We start from the raw sequence: 21,379 nt of genomic DNA on the forward strand, positions 1-21,379 counted from the left end.
GATGCGACAGCTGCTCGCGGAAGCTGGCGGCTGTGTCGGCGGTGATCACGGTGCAGCCGACGCCCTTGCCGATCTGTTCGATCAGCTCCAGGAAGTCCGCTTCATCGTCGACCGCCAGTAACAAATTCCTCTCACGCCGGAACACGCTTGTTCTCCTCATTTCCATCCAGCAAGGCACGTACGCGCCGCGCCAGTTCTTCTAATTGATAAGGCTTGGGCAACAGCTCGACGCTGCCGTCGAGCACGCTCCGATGCATCAGGGTGCTGTCGCTGAAGCCCGATGTGAGCAGCACCTTCAACTCGGCGCGGCGCTCAGTGAGCTTCTCCACCAACTGCGTGCCGAGCAGTCCGCCCGGCAACATGATGTCGGTGAACACTAGCGCGATGTCCGGATGTCTCATGAATCGCTCCAGTGCCTGATGGCCGTTGGCCGCCTCGAGCACTCGATAGCCGAGGCTCGTAAGAATTTCAACCGTAGTGCCGCGGACTTCAGCATTGTCCTCCACTACGAGCACGGTCTCACTACCGCGCGGGGATTCGGTTGGCGCGGTTCCGTCCGGCCGAACTTCATCGACACCTGCCTGTGACCGAGGGAAATACAGCTGCACCGTCGTGCCCTGCTGCGGAATGCTGGCAATGTGCACGTGGCCGCCCGATTGCTTGACGAAGCCGTACACCATCGACAGGCCCAGGCCGCTGCCCTTGCCGACTTCCTTGGTGGTGAAGAACGGCTCGAACACTCGTTTCAGGGTCTCGGCCGACATGCCGGCGCCGTTGTCGGCGACTTCCACCAGCGCATATTCACCTGGTGTCAGTCCATCTTCACGCTGGCCGCGGTCGGCGCCGATGGTCACATTGCGCGTCGCTATGGTAATCACGCCGCCGCCAGGCATGGCATCGCGCGCATTGATGACCAAGTTGAGCACCGCGTTCTCCAGCTGACCCGGATCGGCTCGCGTAAACCAAGTCTCCGCCGCCAGCTGCCGCTGAATGTCGATATCGCCTGTCAACGAGCGACGCAGCAATTCGTACATGCCGCCAATCAGCCCATTTAAATCCACGATTTTTGGCTCGAGCACCTGTTGGCGCGCGAACGCCAGCAATCGCTTGATCAATTCACCGCCGCGCAAAGCGGCGTTGAGCGCCGTCTCGGCTTGTCGTAACAAACGCGGCGTTTGCTGTAACGAGCGCGTCAGCAGCTGCATGTTGCCGAGGATCACCGAGAGCAAATTGTTGAAGTCATGTGCGATGCCGCCGGTCAGCCGGCCCACCGCTTCCATCTTCTGACTCTGACGCAACTCGGCTTCGAGCAAGCGCTTCTCGGTGATGTCGCGCGCGGCCACGAAACATCCTTGGATTTCGCCGTCATCGTCGTAGTGCGGAATGAACGCGGCTTCCAAATCGATCTGCTTGCCCTCGGCGTCGCGATACCGACCTTGGCCTTCGAGCGTCTTGCCTCGCAGGGCGTCGCGCACATACGGACCAATGGCGCCGTAGCGACGATCGCCAATCACGTCTTTGATCACGCGACCGCGCGAGTCGGCGAGCGGCGTGGCGAAAAACTGTTGAAACATTCGATTGGCGTACAGGATGCGTTCGTCGCGATCCGCGTAGCCCACGAACAACGGCAGCGAGTCCAGTACCGTGCCGTAGAAATCCTGGCTGCGACTCAACGCCTTTTCGGCATCGATTTGCGCACTGATGTCGCTGAGCGAACCGGCCAGGCGCGTCGGGCGGCCGGAAGCATCACGCTCAGCGTCGCCGCGCAATCGACACCAAACAATGTTTCCTTGGCGCGTAACCACGCGACAGCGAGTATCGAGCCGGCTTTGATTTTCCAAGTGCGCGCGAATCTTGGTCAGCACCGCGATGCGATCGTCGGCGTGCAACACGTTCTGGAAGGCCTGAAAGGTGTTGGCGAAATTCACGTCGCCACAGCCGATGATGTCGCGAAACCGGCTGGCGTACCAAACATGGCCGGTCAGCAGGTCCCATTCATACAAACCGTCGGAAGTGCCGCGAATCGCACGTTCCCAGCGTTGCTCGACTTCCAACGCGGTGCGCTGATCTTGCTTGCTGCGAGAGATGTCTTGCAGAACCCCGATGACGCGAGCGGGCTTGCCATGCGCATCCCGCCGCACGACTTTGGCGTGCGCAGAAAACCACTTAGCGGTGCCATCGTGAGTGGCCAGCTTGTACTCGGATTGAAAGTGCGTGGTGCCGCCATTGAAGTGGCGCTCGAACTTGTCCAGCACCGCCGACTCTTCCGCCGGCAACATCAAGCGTTCGCTGAGCGCTTCACGCTTGAGCAACTGTTGCGGATCGATGCCCAATGAAATGCGCCATTGCTCGTTGTAGGAAACAACGTCTTGCGCAACGTTCCAATCCCACATGGATAGCTCGCTGGCTTCCATGGCCAGCTCCAAGCGAGCTTCACTGGCACGCAACGATTCGCGAGTGCTCTTGAACTCGGCGATGTCTTCCAAGGTGATGACGGCATGCTTCGAATCCGCAGCGCGGGCACTCACCCGAGTCCACAGCTGCCGGCCGTCACGACAATGAATCAGCCAGTCAGCGGAGAAGTCTTCGCCGGTGCCAATGGCTTCGAGCAAATGATCTTGAACTGCCGAAGCGCCATCAGGGCCGCTGAGCAATCGCAAGCCGCTGTGCATGAGCTCGGCGCGGTCATAGCCGGTGAGACGGGTGAATGCGTCGTTGAGGTAGCTCAGCGCAACCTGCCCGCTCGCTCGGGTCGCTAACGCGATCCCCTGAACGACGGCATCGAGCGCGGTGGGCGCATCGATGACAGTGCTGCGGTCGACGACAGACATGGACAAGAAGTTTCGGTCAGCTTGCGAGTTTGGATGAGTGACATAAAGCCGGGCCGTAGGGCCGCATGTGACCGAGTCTGAACAAAAGCGCGTCCAGAAAGTGTGTTGTGGCGCCCGACTAGCAGCGGTTAAGGGTTTCCCCTAACGCAACAGGCGGGCCGTCTGCGGTTTTCCAGGAGCCCCGGGCCGGAGAGGGACCTAGGGGCTTGGCGGCGGTTAGCGAGCCAGCCAGCCGCCGTCGACGGGCAGGATTGTCCCGTGGACATAGTCCGAAGCCGCCGAAGAAAGGAACACGGCCGCGCCGCCCAAATCCGACGGCTTGCCCCAGCGGCCGGCGGGAATCCGATTCAGGATGTCTTTGTTCCGCTGCTCATCGGCCCGCAGTGCCGTGGTGTTGTTGGTCTCGAAGTACCCCGGCGCGATGGCATTCACATTGATTCCATACGCAGCCCACTCGTTCGCCAACAATCGGGTCACTCCCGCCAAACCACTCTTGCTTGCGGTGTAAGACGCGGTTCGGATGCCCCCTTGAAACGACAGCATCGACGCGATGTTGATGATCTTTCCGCCGCGCCCGGCATCGACCATGGCCTGTGCCACCGCCTGCGCCAAAAAGAACGGCGTCTTCAAATTCACATTCAACGCCGCATCCCAGTCCTGCTCGGTGAACACCAGTGCGTCATTGCGCCGAATGATGCCGGCGTTGTTGATCAAAATATCCACTCGCCCAGCCGCATCGATGGCACGCGCCACGATCTGATGCGCCTCATGACTGCGCTCTAAATCAGCATACAGCGAATGAAACTTTCGCCCGGCCGCAACCACGCCGCGCTCTGTATCCACAGTGCTGGAGCGTGCGATGCCGACGATGTCGGCGCCGGCTTGGGCCAGAGCGACAGCGATGCCCTGCCCGAGTCCGGTGTTGGCACCCGTCACCAGCGCGACTTTGCCGGCGAGCGAAAACGAAACGGCTTGGCTCATGATTACTTCAGCTGACAGATATCGAGGACATTCATGTCGGTGTAGTCCAGGTTCTCGCCACCCATCGCCCAGATGAAGCTGTAGTTTCGAGTGCCCGCGCCCATATGGATGGACCACGGCGGCGACATCACGGCCTCTTCATTGTTGACGACGATGCTGCGCATCTCATCGGGCTCGCCCATGAAATGCATGACGCGCTGCTGCTCGCCTTCCAGATCGAAATAGAAATAGATTTCCGAGCGACGGTCGTGCAGATGCGGCGGCATGGTGTTCCACACGCTGCCGCTCTTGAGTAACGTCATGCCCAGCAACAACTGCGAAGACTTGCAGGTGGCCGGCACGATGTATTGATAGATGGTGCGTTCGTTGGAAGTCTCCGGCGCACCGCGCTCCAGTGGCACGGCCTTGTCGATGGAAATGTGAACCGCCTCGAAGCGCGCGTGCGCCGGGGTCGACGCAAGATAGAACTTCGCGCTCTCGCCAGCCTTCGCAGCTTCGAACGTCACATCCTTCGAACCCATCGGCACATACAAACCATCTTTGGGCGCGAGGTGGTAAACAGCACCGTCGACCGTGACCTTGCCGGCGCTCTTGCCAATGTTCACCACACCGAGTTCGCGACGCTCGAGGAACGGCTTGCCTTTCGCCGACGCCGGCTCGGTCTGCTCGGGCAGCTTCAGCGCTTGGCCCGCAGCCAGCGCGCCGCCGATCACGAAACGCTCGTAGTGTGTGTAGTTGAGCGCGATCGTGTTTTCCTTGAACAGGTCCTGCACCAAGTAGTGCTGACGCAGCTGCTCGTTGCTGGCGCCGTCCATCATGGACGGATGCGTGGCGTGATAGGTTTTGTTGAACACGTCGAAGTCCCCTGAGAGTGGCGCCGTTAGAGCTTGTAAGCCTGCTTCGGCAGCCGATAAGCCAGATCGCGGACGACCTGAGCCGCCGCGTCTTCATCGATGCGATGTTCGGCAACCAAGCGTGACAAGTAGACACAATCGACGCGACGTGCGAGATCGTGACGCGCCGGAATTGACAGGAACGCGCGAGTGTCGTCGTTGAAGCCGACAGTGTTGTAGAAGCCCGCCGTTTCAGTCGTGTACTCGCGAAAGCGCAACATGCCTTCCGGACTATCGTGGAACCACCACGACGGCCCCAACTTCAGCGCCGGGTAATGTCCGGCCAGCGGCGCCAACTCACGGCTGTACACCGTCTCATCCAGCGTGAACAGAATGATGCTCAGCGTCTTGCTGTTGCCGAAGCGATCCAGCAGCGGCCGCAGCGCTTGCACGTATTCGGTCTTCTCCGGAATGTCCGCGCCCTTGTCCCGACCGAACGTATCGAACAACCAGCGGTTGTGATTGCGAAACGCGCCCGGATGAATTTGCATCACCAGGCCATCGTCCTGGCTCATCTTGGCCATCTCGACCAGCATGGCGGCGCGGAATAGCTCGGCATCGGCAGCAGTGAAGCTGCCTTTGGTGACTTTCTCGAACAGGCGTTGCGCGGCGGCTTCGCTTAGATCCGCAGTCGCCGCGGTCGGATGACCATGATCCGTCGAAGTCGCGCCTGCTTTCATGAAGTCAGCGCGACGCTTGCGATGCGCGCTGAGATAGCCCTGCCACGAGTAAACATCTTCGCCGGTGATTTCCGCGAAGCGCTTCAGCGCATCCTTGAACTGCTCATGCTCGGGATCGATCACCGCATCGGGGCGATACGCAGTGATGACGCGACCTTTCCAGCCGCTGCTTTGAATCTGGTGATGATGATCCAGCGTGTCGATCGGCGACTCGGTGGTCGCGATCACTTCGATATTGAAACGTTCGAACAACGCGCGCGGACGGAACGCATCGGTCGCCAGCTTCTCGCCGATCAGATCGAAGTAGTGATCAGCCGTGGCTGCTTCGAGCCGCACCGTCAAGCCGAACACTTTCGAGAACACGTAGTTCAACCACAGCCACGACGGCGTGCCCGCGAACACATGCAAATTCGCAGCGAACTGACGCCACGCTTCGCGCGGATTCGCGGTTGACGGACCACGACGCGAACCGACACCCAGCTCGTTCAGGTCGAGCCCTTGGCTGTACAACATCCGAAACAAATAATGATCCGGCGCCAGCAACAGCTCCGTCGCATTACTGAACGGCGCATTGCCCGAGAACCATTGCGGATCGGTATGACCGTGCGGGCTCAGAATCGGCAGGTCTCGAACTTCCGCATACAGGCGGCGCGCAATCTCTCGGACAGCGGCGTCGGCGGGAAACAATCGATCTTCGTGCAGGTGTAAAGGTGTGCTCATCGCCGTCGCCAAGTCGCAGGCCGGGCAGTTTCAGGAGGACAAATGGTAACCGGTGTCATGATCTGCCGCCAGCCGTCTGTCCCGTCACAAAGCTGAACTGTGCGCAAAACTCGCGGGAGTGTCGTTAACCGGCGTCGTTAAGTTGCCGGCCTTCCCGAGGACTCGCGCACCACCAGATGTGGAAACACCGTAGTGGCCGCCTGCGATGGCCCTTCGGTGCGCGAGATTTTTGAGATCAGCTTTTCCGCCGCCAATCGGCCCATGTCTCGAATGGGCTGGCGCATGGTGGTCAGCGAGGGACAAAGCCGCGACGCCAGCGGGCTGTCGTCGAAGCCGATGATGGTCAAATCGTGCGGAATACGCAGGCCGCGCAAGTACGCCGTGCGATACACGCCGGCCGCGGTCTCGTCGTTGCCGGCGAAGATCGCAGTGGGCCGCGGCGTGCGTGATAACAGCATTTCGGCGCAAGCAGCGCCCGATTCGAAGGTGTACGCGCCTTCTGCTATGTAGTCCGGCGCCAAGGTCAGACCCCGATCCGCGAGTGCATTGGAAAAGCCCTCGAGCCGTTCCTGCGAAGAGCGATAGGTCGGCGGGCCGATGATCATGGCGATGCGCGTGTGTCCCAGCTTGGCCAAATGCTCGGCCACTTCGGCTGCGGATTGGCGGTCCATGGACTGCACCAGGTTTTGCGGCTCATCCAGCGCGGCCGACAGAATCCGGATGTAGGGACAATTGATCTCGCGCAATAGATCGGCGAGCGCATTGTTCTCGGACACCGGCGGCAGAATCAGCATGCCATCGAGCTTCTGGCGGCTGACCAATTGCCGAATGTCGCTGAGAAATTCCGGACTATTGCGATCGCAGGGATGCACCACCAATTCGTAGCCCACGCGGCGCAAGGCCCCGAGCGCGCCTTCTTGCACGTTGATCACATACGGCGCATTCGGATTGTCGTAGACCAAACCGATCAAGTACGAACGGCGGAAGGCCAAGCCGCGCGCCTGCGGATCCGGCGTAAAGCCCGTGCTACGGATGATTTCAGCGATGCGCGTGCGCGTTTCTTCGCGCACGAACGGCGATTCGTTGATGACCCGCGACACGGTCTTTTTCGAGACATTGGCCAGGCGCGCAATGTCGTTGATGGTGTGCTTCTTCTCCACCGTCCGACGCAACGTCGCGGGACGCGGTTCAGGATTGGCCGGGCGTGTCTCGACCACGGCGCGCGCAACGGGCGCCGGAGCAGGCTGACGAGTGGTTTTCTTGGCGGATTTTCTCGCCATCGACGAGGTAACTCTTACTATGAATCTGGCCGTGCCAGAATACCTTGCGTGCAGGGCCGAGCGCAGTAACGGTACCAGAACCGGGCGCCGGCTGACACCGGTTTCCCTACCTACCCCGTCAGTGCCATCATGCAGACCATGAGCGCTCTCCCTTCCCCCTCTGACCCGCCGGCTGTCTACCGGGTCGCGCCGGATGACGATGTGGCAGTGGCCCTGCGAGACCTGGCCGCGCACGAGACCATTACGGTCGGCGAAAGCACCGTCGTGACGACCGCCGCCATTGTGCGTGGACATAAGCTGGCCATTCGCCCGGTATCAGCGGGACAAGCCGTTCGCAAATATGGCTGGCCCATCGGCCGCGCCACTGTCGACATCGCGGTCGGCGCGCATGTTCATTCTCACAACTTAGAAACATTGCTCAGTGGCACCGACGAATATGAATACGCCGCGAGCAATGCGACTGAGGTGAGCAAGCCCGCGGCCGCTGCAGGTTCGTTCCTTGGTTACCGTCGCGCCAACGGCAAAGTCGGCACGCGCAATGAGATCTGGATTCTGTGCACCGTCGGCTGCGTCGGTCGCACAGCGGAACGGATCGCTCGATTGGCCGCACAGAAATACGCCGGTCGCATCGACAATGTGCTCGCCTTTCCGCATCAGTTCGGCTGCTCACAACTCGGCGGCGATCTGGATCGTACGCGACGTTTGATCGCTGGCCTGGCGCGTCATCCCAACGCCGGCGGCGTGCTGATTCTTGGCTTGGGCTGCGAATCGAATCAGCTCACCAAGCTGCTCACGGAAATCCCCGAAGCAGAGCGCGAGCGTATTCGTTACTTCGCCGCGCAAGCCACCGAAGATGAGACCGAAGCAGGACTGCAAGGCGTCGATGAACTCGTGCAACTGGCCGAACGCGATCAGCGCGTACCTTGTGGACTCGACGATCTGGTCGTCGGCCTGAAGTGCGGTGGCTCGGACGGATTCAGCGGCATCACCGCGAACCCACTGGTGGGCCGCATCGCAGATCGCGTCACAGCTGCGGGCGGCACCGCCGTGCTGACTGAGATTCCCGAGATCTTCGGCGCCGAACGTTTGTTGATGCAGCGAGCCGAGAGCCGCGAGGTGTTCGACGGCATCGTGCACGTCGTCAACGACTTCAAAGAATATTTCCTGCGCAACCATCAGCCGGTGCACGAGAACCCATCGCCGGGCAACATCGCTGGCGGCATCACCACGCTGGAAGAGAAGTCGCTGGGCGCCGTACAGAAAGGCGGCCACGCAACTGTCACTCAAGTGCTTCGCTACGGCGAGCGCACTACCAAACCCGGCCTGACCTTGCTCGAAGCGCCGGGTAACGACGGCATTTCCTCGACGGCACTGGTTGCGGCCGGCGCCACCATTTTGTTGTTTACCACGGGGCGCGGCACGCCGTTGGGCTTCCCCGTGCCGACCCTCAAGATCAGCTCGAACACGCCGCTGGCCGAACGCAAATCACATTGGATCGATTTCGACGCGGGCAAGGCGCTGCATGCCGCCGATCCGGAAACCGTGACCGATGAGTTCTTGCAATTGATCGTCGCCACGGCGTCCGGCCAGCCGGCCCGCAACGAGCTCAACGAACAACGTGAAATTGCTATTTGGAAAGACGGTGTGACTCTGTGACTTTATCGACTGACTCTGTGGCGGCCATTGCCAAACGCGGCGTAAAAACTCCCGCGTACAACCGCAACGCTATAACGACCGGCATCGTCCACTTCGGCCCCGGCGCATTTCATCGCGTGCATCAGGCCTGTTACTTCGACGACATCCTGCACAGCGATCCGCGCTGGGGCATTTGCGAAGTGTCCCTGCACAGTGCGGGCGTGCGTGACGCGCTGGCACCGCAAGTTGGGCTCTACACCATTGCCATTCTCGACCAGCAGTCTTCGTTTCGGGTCATCGGTTCTGTGACTGAAGTGCTGGTGGCGCCACAGTCGCCAAGCTCGGTGCTCGCACGCATGATCTCCGCCGATACGCGCATCGTCTCGGCGACCATCACCGAGAAAGGTTACTGCCTCAACAAAGAAGGTGGCTTGGACTTCTCGCATCCGGATATTGCCCATGACTTGCACCAGCCGCACACGCCGAAGACGTTCGTTGGCTTTCTAGCTCGTGCTCTGCGCATGCGACATGACTTGGGTCGCGAGCCGTTCAACATCATCAGCTGCGACAACCTCGCGGACAACGGTCACCGCTTGCGGCGCGCCGTGCTCGAGTTCGTTCGCTCCAGCGATCCATCGCTGGTTGCGTGGGTCGAGAAGGAAGTGCCATTCCCCTGCACGATGGTGGACAGCATCACTCCAGCCACTGATGACACACTTCGCACGCGAGTGAAAGAGGCGCTCGGTGTCGAGGACCTATGGCCAGTGCAGCGTGAGTTTTTCAGCCAATGGGTGATCGAGAACAAGCTTCGCGGGCCGCAGCCTGATTGGGCGGCTGCCGGCGTCACCGTGACCGACGATGTCGCGGGCTTTGAACGCGCCAAGCTGCGTTTGTTGAATGGCGCGCACTCGACGCTGGCCTACACCGGCAGCTTGGCCGGCTACGAGACCGTGTCCTCCGCCATGAGCGACAGCGCGCTCGCGAATTTTGTCCGCCACATGATGGTTGAGGACATTCGCGCCGGCCTCGCCGCACCCAAAGGCCTCGACCTGGATCAGTACATCGAAGCAGTGTTGCGACGGTTTCGTAATCCGACCATCCGTCATTTGTTGTCGCAGATCGCGTGGGACGGCTCGCAGAAGTTGCCGTTCCGAATTCTTCCGACCATTGCGGAGAACCTGGCCGCCGGCCGCTCGATTGCTCGGCTATGTGTGCCACTCGCGGCTTGGTTTCATTTCATTCGCCGGCAAGTGCGGCATGAACGGCAACTCATGGATCCGCTCGCCGCTCAGCTCACCGAGCTTGCCCAGAAATGCACGGGCGATGCGGCCAGCGACGTGGCTATTTTCCTCAGCCTGGAGAAGGTGTTCAGCGCAGAGCTGGCCGGCAACGCGAGGTTCCGCACTGGGCTGGAGAACGCTTACGCGCAGCTGTCGAAGGTCGAGAGCCCGGCGACTCTCGGTGAGGCACTCGCAGCTTTTAGTGCTTGAGAAGAGACGGCAGCCAAAGCGACAGCTGCGGCACGAACACCACGATCAACGACACAGTCAGCGCTGCGAGATAGAACGGCCAAATCGTTCGCAGCGCTTGCGTGACGCTGATCTTACCGATGGCGGTGCCGACGAATAGCAGTGAGCCCACCGGCGGCGTAATCAAGCCGATGCCGGCGTTGAGAATCAGGATTACGCCAAAGTGCACCGGGTCCACACCGAAGGCCTTGGCCACCGGCAAGAAGATGGGCGTACAGATGATGATCATGGGCGCGAGATCCATGAACGTGCCCAACGCCAGCAACATAATCACCAGCATGATCAGAATCGCGTGCTTGTTGCCTGCCACGCTGGTCAGTGCCTCGACCGCCGCTGTCGGCACTTGCATGTAAGCCAGCAGCCAACCGAACGACGCGGCGGCGCCAATCACGAACAGGATCAAGCCAGTCGTGCGTACCGCCCCCATGCACGTCTCTTTGAAGTGCGCCCAGGTCAGACGGCGATACACCACGCCGGTCACCAGAATCGCATAGAACACTGCGATGGCCGCACTCTCCACCGCGGTGAAGATGCCGGCGCGAATGCCGATGAAGATCAGCGCGACCAGTAGCAACCCCGGCAAGGCGGCGACAAAGCGAATCAGAACTTCCTTCATGCCAGGGAACGCCTCCGTGGCATAGCCGCGGCGTTTCGCGATGGCCCAACTGGTAGTCATCACCACCAGCGTCATGAGCAATGCCGGAATGACGCCGGCCGCAAACAAGTCTGCAATCGAGATCGAGCCGCCGGCGGAGGCCGAGTACAGAATCAAGTTGTGAGACGGCGGCACCAGCAACGCCACCAGCGCCGCGGTGATCGAGACATTCACCGCGAAGTCTCTATCGAACCCACGTTTCGCCATCTGCGGAATCATCGTGCCCCCGATGGCGGACACGTCGGCGATCGCCGAGCCAGACACGCCGCCGAAGAACAACGACGCGAGCACATTCACCTGACCCAAGCCACCGCGCAGATGACCAACCAGCGATGACGCGAACGAGATCAATCGCTCGGAGATACCTCCACGCATCATCATCTCGCCCGCAAAGATGAACAATGGAATCGCGATCAGTGACGCGGCGTTCGCGCCCGCCGCTGTCTGCAACGCGACCACGCTCGGCGGCAATCCGAGATACAACACCGTCGCGAACGACGATGCGATCAGCGCGAAACCGACCGGCAAACCGATCAGCAGTAGCAGCGCCAGGGAAGCAAACAGAATGGTGACGGCCATGGTGTTATTCCGCCGTGAGGTCCTGCTGAGGCGCCGGGATCAGCACCTTCTCGAGCGCAAAGATCGCAATCAGCAGCCCGCCGACACACAACGGCAAATACGCGATGCCTTGCGGGAACGGCGCGCCGGCGATGGGATAGTCCCAGCCGTCGCCCACCATCTTGGCGCCCCACACGGCCAGCATCAGGCCGATGGCTGCACCGATCAGACTCGAGACGGTCAGCAGCGCAGTACGCAACTTCGGCTTCGCGGTCTCGACCAGAATGAAAAAGCCGAAGTGACGATTCGCTCGCACGCCGCATGCAGCGCCCAGCATCATGGTCGTGCTCATACACAACAGAGCGAGCGGCTCGGTCCAGCTCGGCGAGTCGTTCAGCACATAGCGTGCGAACACCTGCCAACCTTGCACCACCGCCATGCCACCCAAACCGATGCATGCAACGAACAGCGCCGCACGATCTAATACGTCGAGCACGGAAGCGAAACGCGCCACGACAAGGGTTCCGGTTTGCTGATTGACGGCCATGCGAGTTACGCCACTGCTCGAATGCTTTCGTAGACCTGATTCAAGCCTTGTCGCTGCAAATATCGTTGCAGCACCGGCTGCGCAGCGCGCTGAAAGGCCGCGGTATCCACTTCGTTGGCCTGCACGCCGGCTTTCAGCACAAAGTCTCGCGACTCGGCGTCCATTCGGTCCCACAGCTGGCGCATGAACGGCACCGACTCGCGCGCCGTAGCGACAAGCAGCTCACGATCGGCCGGTTGCAGGGCTTCGAAAGTTCGCCGGGACATGAGCAACGCTTCCGGCGAATGCGAGTGCGAGGATTGCGACCAATAACGCGCCACTTCGAAGTGACGACTGGTATGAAACGTCCGCCAGTTGTTCTCGGCGCCTTCGATCAGATGCGTTTGCAGCGCTGAGTAGGACTCACCGAACGGCAGCGGCGTCGGATTCGCGCCCAACGCCCGCGCCAGCTCGATGAAAATGTCCGACGGCGGCACGCGAATTTTCAAGCCATGCAGATCCTTGGGCTCGTGCACCGGCCGACGCGTGTTGTAGAAGGATCGCGAGCCGGCATCGTAAAGCGCGAGGCCCACCAAATCGCGTTTACCAAAGCCTTCCAGCACTGCGCGGCCAGCATCGCCATCGGCGGCTCGTCGCATGTGCTCGACCGAGTCGAACACATAGGGCAACGAGAAAATCTGGGTCAGTGGGAACGGATTGTTGAGCGATGCGAAGTTGACGCGCGTGATGTCCAACGCGCCGAATCGAGTCATATCGATGGTGTCGGACTCACGCCCCAACTGGCCGGCGTGATAGACGCGAATGTTCAGGCGACCGTTGGTTTCCTGCTGCAGCTTCTTACCGATCCAGCGCACGGCTTCGACGGTCGGATAGCCATCGACATGCACATCAGCCGCCGTCATGAATGACTTCGATGGCGCGGCCAAACTCATGCCGCTGGCACATACGCCACCGATACCGACCAGAAGCTCGCGCCGATTCATGACGATCAGCGAGTCACGTCGGAGACATATTCGGTAGCACGCACGCCGCGACACTCAACCTCGCCGCAGCCTTCGAAAACATGACGCGACTGTTGACCGACCAGAATCTCGTGAATGCCGGTGATGGCGCCGGTGGAAATGACGTCGCCGGCACGCAGCGGCCGACCACGTTGCGCGCACTTGTTCAACGCGAACACCAATCCGCCCAGCGCGCCCTGCCGAATGAAGGCCGTGCCGCGCCCGACGAACGAATCCTCGATGAACGACAACACCACCAGTTCTTCAAAAGAACGCCACTCGCCGACTTGCGAACCCACCACCACGCCCCAGTTGTTACCGAAGTCCGCGATGACGGCGCCCGGCCCCAAGTCGTTGAGGGTCGCGAGCGGGCTGCTGGCCGTTTCCACGCCCAGATGAAAGCTGCGTACCAGCTCGGCCGCTTCATCGAGAGTCCAATTGGTTCTGTTGGCCGGCGCGTCTTCATTCACACGCAACACGATCTCGGCTTCGACAGCAGCGAAGCCGCCTTGAAAGATCGGGAAGTCGACGACCTGCCCGACGCGCGCCACCCGCAGGTTGCGTCGGAACACGGGACCGACCAAGCGCTCTTCAGGAAATTGTTGAAAGAACGGCGCAGGGACGCGAGCCACTTTCCAACCGACGATGTCATCGGGGAAGCGCTGGATGGCGAAGTCCTGGCAGCGATAAGCGTCGGCCAGGGTGCGGGGCACCGTCCCCGGAAACTGTGGGATGGACTGGCCCGCCAGGCGCGCGCGGACGAATTGTTCGGCAATGGTTTCGGCGCCGGAGTTCGGCAGCCCATGTAACACCGCGGTATTCATGTCGCAGTATCCCCCTCGAACCTGACTTTTTCGACTCAAAAACTGTATATAGGAAACCGGTGTCATTTACAATGCACCGGGGATAATGGACCGGCCTGTGTCAGGGGGATTCATGCATAAGAAGACGGCATCGTTGCGCGCCAAACTCGGCTCGATGGTCTTGCTGTTGGTAGCTGCTATCGCAACTGCGGACCAGCCCGTCGCCTTCCCCGGCGCGCAAGGCGCCGCTGCTCAAACTGCGGGCGGTCGCGGTGGACGCATCATCCGCGTCACCACACTGAATGCGGACGGACCCGGGTCACTGCTGGAAGCGCTGGAGACCAAAGGACCGCGCATCGTGGTGTTCGAAGTCGGCGGCGTGATCGACATGAACAAGCATGAGATCAAGCTGCGCGAACCGTTCGTCACCATCGCAGGCCAGACCGCACCTTCGCCCGGCATCACCTTGATTCGCACCGGCATCGACGTGCTGACTCATGACGTAGTCCTCCAGCACATTCGCGTGCGCACCGGTTCCGCCGGTTCGGAACCACGCAAAGGTTGGGAGCCTGATGCGTTCTCAACCGTCGGCGCTTACAACGTCATCGTCGATCATTGCTCCATGACTTGGGCCGTCGACGAGAACCTGTCAGCGTCCGGGCCACGCTTCACCGGCAAGACCGTGGAGGAATGGCGCAAAGGCACGTCTCATCGCATCACCTTCAGTAACAACATCATTGCCGAAGGGCTGGCGCACTCCACGCATGCGAAAGGCGAACATTCCAAGGGCTCGCTGATTCACGACAATGCCAGCGACATTCTGATCATCGGCAATTTGTACGCACACAACTATGAACGCAATCCGCTGTTCAAGGGCGGCGTGCGTGGGATGGTCATTAATAATCTGATCTACAACCCCGGGCCGCGTGCGGTTCATTACAACTTGATCGCTGAAGAGTGGCGAGGTCAGCCGTATCAAACGGGACGACTCGTGTTGATCGGCAACGTGTTGCGCGGTGGGCCGTCGACGCCGGCGAATTTGCCGTTGTTCATGCTGGGTGGCTCGGGAGATCTGGAGTACTACGAGGCCGACAACATTGCGGTGGATTGGCGCGGCCAGGAGTTGCCCAAGCAGGGGCGGTATACCAATTCGTCGGCCAAGCTGATTCCGCTAGGGAAGCCAGCGTTGCCGTTTGGTGTGGAAGTGCTCTCGGCTGCGGAAGTGCAGGATGCGGTGATTCGTGAGGCTGGTGCCAGGCCGTGGGATCGAGATCCCGTCGATGCCCGCATCGTTGCGGACACGATCGAAGGCCGCGGATCGATTATCGACAGCGAGGAGCAGGTGGGCGGTTATCCCGCCTATAAAGAAACCAGGCAGAGGTTCGATGAGAAAGAGTGGGACCTTCGGTACATGACGCCGCGGGTGAAGAAATAAGCTGTTAGTACGTGCCGCGCTGAATGTACGGCACCTGTGCGAACAGTTTCCTCTCCTCGCCTCTCGGATCGTTGACCAACTCCGACCTCACATCGAAGACCATCGTCGCGCGCTCTGGCAACTCATACGGTCGCCACGCCGGAATCCCGCCATGCGCTGGCTTCCCAGTCCGAGCAAAGGCAATGAAGGCCTCACTCATTTGCTCTGCTGCTTTCTGCGCGTTCGAGTCCTTGCCGGCCAGCGAACCAGGCTGAGAAACATTGTCGAACACCAACGGAATGTCCATGCCATGCATGGCACCGAAGCGTCCATTCTCCAGCGGCGAGCGATAGTTCAGCTGATACGCATACACCGGCGATCCCTGCTGAGCACGCAGCTCCGCTTCAATCACCGCACCTCGCCACGACCTCCCCGCCGTGGTCGCGGCGAAAAACACTTCCGTAGCCGAAGACTTCGGATACCACTTCCGATACTCAGCAATCACGGACTCCGGCTGAATATCCACATGGAGCTGCGGTAACAAACGCTCGGGCAACTCCTCCCACGTCAACTCATGCACGCCAGGTTCGTTACCTAGAAACGCGCGAGTCTCATCGAGCGTATTGCCGATGATCATCGGGATGTCGGCCGCCAGCGGCGGCGCGTCTGGATAAAACGGATGACGCGGTAACGCCAAGTGATCGAGCACCGGCCCGAAGTAAACACTTCGCCCCACCATCGACGGATCGTTAGCGCGTGTCGCGGCAACCAATTCCGCCGTCGGCACATCATTCAACTTCGCGACATCACTCGGCCCGATCTTCAACGTATCTAATACGGTTCGTGCACGCTGAGTCGCACCACGCGGGCCCGCTGCAGTGATTTGCTGACCGCTCATGGTAGCCGCCCGATGGAACGAGCCTTGGGCCGCCGGCATGGCCATCAACGTGGCGATCTTGGCACCGCCGCCAGACTGACCGAACACCATGATCTTTTCCGGATCGCCGCCGATCAGTTCGGCGTGATCGCGTACCCACGCAAGCGCTTGCACCAGATCCACGATACCGACATTGCCGGACGACGCGTACCGCGACCCAGCCAGGCGCCCCAGATACAAATGACCGAACACATTCAAACGATGATTCACCGTGACGACGACAACATCGCCACGAACACAGAGCCTAGTGCCGTCGTAGAGCGGGCTCGATCCGGAACCGCTGCTGAACTCACCACCATGAAACCAGACCATCACGGGACGCTTACCGCCGTCGCGCAAGGCCGGCGTCCAAACGTTCAAGGCCAGGCAGTCCTCGCTCATCGATTCGCGTGAGCCTGGCTGCGGACAAGCAGGACCGTAGCGCTCTGCATCGCGAGTATTTTTCCAAGCGGCAAGCGGTTGCGGCGGAAGGAAGCGTGCCTTGCGAGTGTCGGCGCCGTAAGGAACGCCTTTGAACACGTGCACGCCTTGCGCTTTAACGCCAGCAACTTTGCCGGCGTGCGTTTTCAAGATGCTGCTCTTACCGGAATCGGCATGTGCCATCGTAGGCAAGCTCAGGCCACTCGCCAGCAGCAATGAGTCCGCCAACAGTTCACGGCGCGAGATCGAGGATGTGTCCTTCATCTGGCCCTCGCAGAGAACCGTCAGCAGCTACGAAATCCAACCCTGGCTCTGCAACCACTGCCGGCAGCGTTCGATCCAGCGATCGCCAGTGGTCGCATTGTTCAAGCCGTAACCATGTCCGCCCGCCGGATAGATCATCAGCTGCGCAGCAATCTTTTTCGCCTGCAGCGCTTCGAAGAACCGAATGCTGTTGGCGACCGGCACGCCCGAATCGTCCGCCGCATGAATGAGGAAGGTCGGCGGCGTTTGCGCACTGACCGCCAGCTCCATGGAGAACTTCTGCGAATCCTCAGCCGACGGCGCGTCACCCAGCAACATCTGCCGCGACCCCTTGTGCATGCTCGCGTCCGTGAACGTGATCACTGGATAGATGAGCATCAGAAAATCCGGTCGCACCTCGGACGCCTGCCATTGCGACAGCACAGGTGATTTGAACAGCGTGCCAGCGCTGGCGGCCAGATGCCCGCCCGCAGAGAATCCCATCACACCGATGCGCGCAGGATCGATCTGCCACTTGGCTGCATCACGCCGCACACTTGCGATGGCCTGCTGAGCATCCTGCAGCGGCCCGACGCGCTTGTCCTTCATGTGCTTGTCGCTGGGCGTTCGATACTTCACCACGAACGCAGTAACGCCCATCTCGTTGAATGCCCGCGCGACGTCGTAACCTTCTTTGAGTATCGACACCCCGCGATAGCCGCCGCCCGGAAAGATGATGACAGCAGCGCGCTTGGGATCTTGCTTGGCGGGTTTATAGGCCGTGAGGGTCGGCTTGGAGATGTTCTGATAGAACGGCCACGGCTCCGCGGCATCCCGTAACGTTTCTTCATCCGGCGCAGCGATGGCACCCGGAATATCACCCGCGTACAGCGGTTGTGCCGACGGTTCAGCCGCCCCTGCCAGGTTCGTCATCGCCACCCACCCAAGTAAACACAGCGCGCCACGGCGCCACTTGCTGTTGGTCATGATTTCGTCGAACTCTCTAGCGCCTCATAACGCATGTCACGAAACACGGCTGCGCCCTGGCCTGCCACATACAAGGCCGGTCGCAGACTGAGGAAATCATAAGCCACATTGTGGTGATAGCCGGAGACTTCCATTTGCACGTCGTACTTTTTCCAGTGCTTGCCGTCGAGGCTGTAACGAATGGTCACGATGTGACTGTCGTTCTCGATCTGTAACTGCAGACGGCGCTCGACCCCTGGCGGCATCTTATTCCGGCGCTCCAATCCATAGCGATGCATGGTCAGGCCATGCGCGTCGAACCCCAGCCCGCAGTACAGCCGCTTGTTATAAAACAGCAAGAGCCCGGCCTGCGCGTCGCCCTGCAACTCGATAGCGACCGTCACCCGATACGAAGTATCCGGCGCAATAAAGGACAGCGGCGAGCAATCGTTGGGCTGCGAGCCTTTGCCGGCGATCCGCAACGACTTGGTTCCATATTGCACGCGAGCCAGCTCGTTCGGCCCGGGATGGTAGAAGCCCCACAACACCCCGAAACGATTGCCGGAGAAGTCGTCCGACAGCGGCATGCCGTTGGGCGACGGTTTACCTTTCGCCGGCTTGGCGAGGGGTTGTGACAAATCTCCGCCCTTGGCTCGGAACCAACCGTCTTGGGTCCACTCGACCGGCTCGAGCAATGTCTGGCGGCCGAGTGTCCAGAAGCCATTCTCGTAGCCGTGGTACACCATCCACCAATCGCCGGCCGGCCCTTCCACCAAAGTGGCATGGCCCCGCGACCACCACTTCTCCTTGGCCGAGTAAGTGCGCACGATGGGATTGGCCGGATCGTTCTGCCACGGCCCATGGATAGACTTAGAACGCGCGACAATCACCATGTGGCCAGTCGGCGGACCGGCGGTGCCACCCACAGCAGTAATCATGTAGAACCATTCGCCCCGTCGCAGCAGCTTAGGGCCTTCCGGCGCGAACGCTTCGACGACCCAGTCTTCGGGATAGCGCCACGGGTCGTAGACGTGCTCGACCGGCCCATCGGTCTTCAGGCCATCGTCAGTGAGTCGGACTCGGTCGCCGCCGCTAAGAAACAAGAAGCGCTTGCCGTCTTCGCCAACGATGTGTCCTGGGTCGATGTGATCCGGCAAATTCAGATCGATAGGCTGGCTCCACGGTCCCCGAATATTGTCGGCATGAATCACGTACGTGGACTTGCGATCCGGCCAGCGCGCCGGGATATAGATGTAGTAGCGGCCTTGGTGCTTGATGAGTTCGCAAGCCCACACCGAGCCGATGGGTTGAGTCAGCGCCGCCACCAGCGGTTGCCAGTTCACCAAGTCGCGCGAATGCCAAATCACCACGCCGGGATAGGCGTCGAACGATGAGAACGTCAGGTAGTAGTCGTCGCCGTCCTTGAGAACGGTCGGATCGGCGTGATCGCCCGGCACGATGGGATTCAAAAACGTGCCGTCGCCCAGATCGGCCTGACGTTGGCCTTCGATGCCTCGTCGCCAGGCTCGAGGAGCAGGAGCACTTTGCGCAGCGGCGGGCATCGCTCCCGCCGCTGCACCCAGAATCGCCGAGCCCAGCAGCTCGCGTCGACTGATCTCAGTCATGTCACCGCCGCTCAATACGAATACTGCAGACCCAGATAGTACTGACGACCGGTGTGCACATAGTTATTCAGGCGCTCGGCGGTGCTATCCATCAAGTCAGTGCGATATTCGTCCGTGAGATTGAGTGCCTCCAACGACACCTTGAAGTGATCGCTGACCTTGTAGCTGGTAGAGAAGTCCACGTAGGTCGACTCATCCGTAAAGTCGATGTCGTTGGGCACACGTGAAGTTGCGCTGGTCATGAACTGGTCGCGATACGCCACCGACACACGCGCACTGAAGGTGTCATTGTCGTAGTACAAGGTCACATTCGCCGACTGCTCGGACAGACCAACCAGATTCAGAATACGAGGCGTCGCGCCCGCGTCGGCGAAGTTCACCTTCGATTCGACATTGGTGTAGTTGAGGATGGTGCCGAAGTTGCTCAACCACTGCGGCCCGGGCAACCAGGTGAATGGCTGCTGATACTGGATTTCAAAGCCTTCCAACTTACCGCCGCGACCATTGACCGGCCGGCGCACTTCGAACTGCATGGAAGGATCGGCCGGCACTTGATCCAGCAGGCTATCCGGCAGGCCGAGCGTGGACCAGAACGCGTAGCCGACATTGTTGACCACGAACGACTCGATGTCCTTGCGGAACAGAGCCAGCGCGACCAGCGCTTCGTCGGCGAAATACCATTCGAACGACAAGTCGTAGGCCTTGGCACGGAACGGCTGCAGGTCGGGGTTGCCGAAGGTCACTGTGGGCGGGGTGGAGAAGCCACCGATGCTGCCGCCGGGCGAGAGCGAAGCCAGCGGTGGACGCGACATCACTTTCGAGAACGCGCCACGCACCAGGAAATCCTGCACCGGTTCCAACACCAAGTTCACTGCTGGCAAAGTGTCGTCGTACTTTCGATCCACGGTGACAGCCACGTTCTGAGTGCCGATGGTCTGCAGGCCCGTCGAGGTCAGATCGGTCTCGACATAGCGAACACCGACATCGCCTCGCAACGGCAAGCCGAACACCGTGGTGTCGAAGTCGAGTTGCACGTGATAGCCCAAATCTTCTTCGGTCACGCTGCGCACGTCGGCGGCCAGCGTGCGCAACGGGAAGCAGGCAGTGTTCGTGTACAGGTTGAGGGCATTCGCGAGCGCCTTCACGTCCGCCACGAAGAAGCTGTTCGCCATACCGGCTGGCAGATTGTTGTCGCCGTAGCCTTGCTGGTATCCCTGCGACGCTGTAACCGCCTGTCGTGCGAGAGTGCAACTGGCGTTGTTGATGGGCAACGTGGTGTCACGCGCACCGGCTACCACATCGAACCCATATTCCTTCCACGACACGCCACCTTTCAACTTGAACGTATCGTTTAGCGTGAACACACCGTCCACGCGGCCCGTGTCGAACTCGTTCGACTGATCGCTCGGACGCTCGCGCACTTCGGAGACGACCCAATTGGCCGGATTGGTCACATCGAAGCCATACGAAATGAATGGCCGCTGCGGGTTGCCGCGGAAGTCGTAGACGAAATTATCCGAGTCGAAGTTTTCCAGAATGATGGTGGTGGCGCGCTCCACCTCCAGCTCCGACTTGGACGTGCCGACCAAGGCATTGATCTTGAATCGATCGGAGAACGCGTGGTCGAGTGACAACGAATATTGGTTGAACTCGGTGTTCCA

At 60.5% G+C, this 21,379-nt stretch carries 16 protein-coding genes; 3 read left to right on the forward strand and 13 right to left on the reverse strand.

Going from position 1 to position 21,379, the window contains the following annotated elements:
* Nucleotides 1–131: 131 nt before the first annotated feature.
* The 5 genes from JNL55_RS21585 to JNL55_RS21605 all read right to left on the reverse strand — a co-directional run bounded on the left by JNL55_RS21585 (nucleotide 132) and on the right by JNL55_RS21605 (nucleotide 7,385).
* Nucleotides 132–2,831 (reverse strand): PAS domain-containing sensor histidine kinase, encoded by a 2,700-nt coding sequence (locus tag JNL55_RS21585; protein WP_293858703.1) that lies wholly within the window; start codon nucleotides 2,829–2,831, stop codon nucleotides 132–134.
* A gap of 216 nt (nucleotides 2,832–3,047) precedes the next feature.
* Nucleotides 3,048–3,812: a 2-dehydro-3-deoxy-D-gluconate 5-dehydrogenase KduD gene (gene kduD, locus JNL55_RS21590; RefSeq protein WP_293858706.1), complete on the reverse strand. Its 765-nt coding sequence runs from the start codon at nucleotides 3,810–3,812 to the stop codon at nucleotides 3,048–3,050.
* A 2-nt stretch (nucleotides 3,813–3,814) separates the two neighbouring features.
* Nucleotides 3,815–4,666: a 5-dehydro-4-deoxy-D-glucuronate isomerase gene (gene kduI / locus JNL55_RS21595; protein WP_293858709.1), complete on the reverse strand. Its 852-nt coding sequence runs from the start codon at nucleotides 4,664–4,666 to the stop codon at nucleotides 3,815–3,817.
* 26 nt (nucleotides 4,667–4,692) lie between these two features.
* Nucleotides 4,693–6,105: a glucuronate isomerase gene (gene uxaC / locus JNL55_RS21600; RefSeq protein WP_293858712.1), complete on the reverse strand. Its 1,413-nt coding sequence runs from the start codon at nucleotides 6,103–6,105 to the stop codon at nucleotides 4,693–4,695.
* 137 nt (nucleotides 6,106–6,242) lie between these two features.
* A complete protein-coding gene (locus tag JNL55_RS21605) occupies nucleotides 6,243–7,385 on the reverse strand; it encodes a LacI family DNA-binding transcriptional regulator (protein ID WP_293858715.1) in 1,143 nt (380 codons plus the stop codon).
* Between the two features lie 138 nt (nucleotides 7,386–7,523).
* Here JNL55_RS21605 and JNL55_RS21610 point away from each other — a divergent pair, with 138 nt between their 5' ends.
* Complete coding sequence (locus tag JNL55_RS21610) at nucleotides 7,524–9,041, forward strand: UxaA family hydrolase (RefSeq protein ID WP_293858718.1); 1,518 nt, start codon at nucleotides 7,524–7,526, stop codon at nucleotides 9,039–9,041.
* Nucleotides 9,038–10,510 carry a mannitol dehydrogenase family protein gene (locus JNL55_RS21615; protein ID WP_293858721.1) on the forward strand — a complete coding sequence of 491 codons (1,473 nt, stop codon included), beginning with the start codon at nucleotides 9,038–9,040 and terminating at the stop codon, nucleotides 10,508–10,510. Before JNL55_RS21610 ends, JNL55_RS21615 begins: the two co-directional genes overlap by 4 nt.
* Here the strand turns inward: JNL55_RS21615 and JNL55_RS21620 are convergent.
* The 4 genes from JNL55_RS21620 to JNL55_RS21635 are packed head-to-tail and all read right to left on the reverse strand — an operon-like array spanning nucleotide 10,500 to nucleotide 14,134.
* Entirely contained in the window at nucleotides 10,500–11,783 is a 1,284-nt protein-coding gene (locus JNL55_RS21620; protein WP_293858724.1) for a TRAP transporter large permease, read from the reverse strand. The two genes, JNL55_RS21615 and JNL55_RS21620, sit on opposite strands and share 11 nt — an antisense overlap.
* Nucleotides 11,784–11,787: 4 nt before the next feature.
* Entirely contained in the window at nucleotides 11,788–12,276 is a 489-nt protein-coding gene (locus tag JNL55_RS21625) for a TRAP transporter small permease (protein WP_293858727.1), read from the reverse strand.
* Nucleotides 12,277–12,314: 38 nt separating this feature from the next.
* The gene (locus JNL55_RS21630; protein WP_415923135.1) at nucleotides 12,315–13,298 is read right to left on the reverse strand and encodes a TRAP transporter substrate-binding protein; all 984 of its coding nucleotides are present in this window, start codon (nucleotides 13,296–13,298) and stop codon (nucleotides 12,315–12,317) included.
* The gene (locus JNL55_RS21635; protein WP_293858733.1) at nucleotides 13,298–14,134 is read right to left on the reverse strand and encodes a 2-keto-4-pentenoate hydratase; all 837 of its coding nucleotides are present in this window, start codon (nucleotides 14,132–14,134) and stop codon (nucleotides 13,298–13,300) included. Before JNL55_RS21635 ends, JNL55_RS21630 begins: the two co-directional genes overlap by 1 nt.
* 112 nt (nucleotides 14,135–14,246) lie before the next feature.
* On the opposite strand from JNL55_RS21635, the gene JNL55_RS21640 reads away from it, so the two are divergent.
* A complete protein-coding gene (locus tag JNL55_RS21640; protein WP_293858736.1) occupies nucleotides 14,247–15,548 on the forward strand; it encodes a polysaccharide lyase family 1 protein in 1,302 nt (433 codons plus the stop codon).
* A 4-nt stretch (nucleotides 15,549–15,552) separates the two neighbouring features.
* On the opposite strand, the gene JNL55_RS21645 is transcribed toward JNL55_RS21640, so the two are convergent.
* The 4 genes from JNL55_RS21645 to JNL55_RS21660 form a co-directional block, all read right to left on the reverse strand.
* Complete coding sequence (locus JNL55_RS21645) at nucleotides 15,553–17,148, reverse strand: carboxylesterase/lipase family protein (protein ID WP_293858739.1); 1,596 nt, start codon at nucleotides 17,146–17,148, stop codon at nucleotides 15,553–15,555.
* Between the two features lie 27 nt (nucleotides 17,149–17,175).
* Entirely contained in the window at nucleotides 17,176–18,060 is an 885-nt protein-coding gene (locus tag JNL55_RS21650) for an alpha/beta hydrolase (protein ID WP_293858742.1), read from the reverse strand.
* 50 nt (nucleotides 18,061–18,110) lie between these two features.
* Nucleotides 18,111–19,718, reverse strand: coding sequence for a family 43 glycosylhydrolase (locus JNL55_RS21655; protein ID WP_293858745.1), 1,608 nt, complete (start codon nucleotides 19,716–19,718; stop codon nucleotides 18,111–18,113).
* An 11-nt stretch (nucleotides 19,719–19,729) separates the two neighbouring features.
* A partial coding sequence (locus tag JNL55_RS21660) for a TonB-dependent receptor (RefSeq protein ID WP_293858748.1) occupies nucleotides 19,730–21,379 on the reverse strand: 1,650 nt, incomplete at its 5' end.

The sequence above is a fragment of the Steroidobacter sp. genome (assembly GCF_016790065.1).
Classification (GTDB): Bacteria; Pseudomonadota; Gammaproteobacteria; order Steroidobacterales; family Steroidobacteraceae; genus Steroidobacter.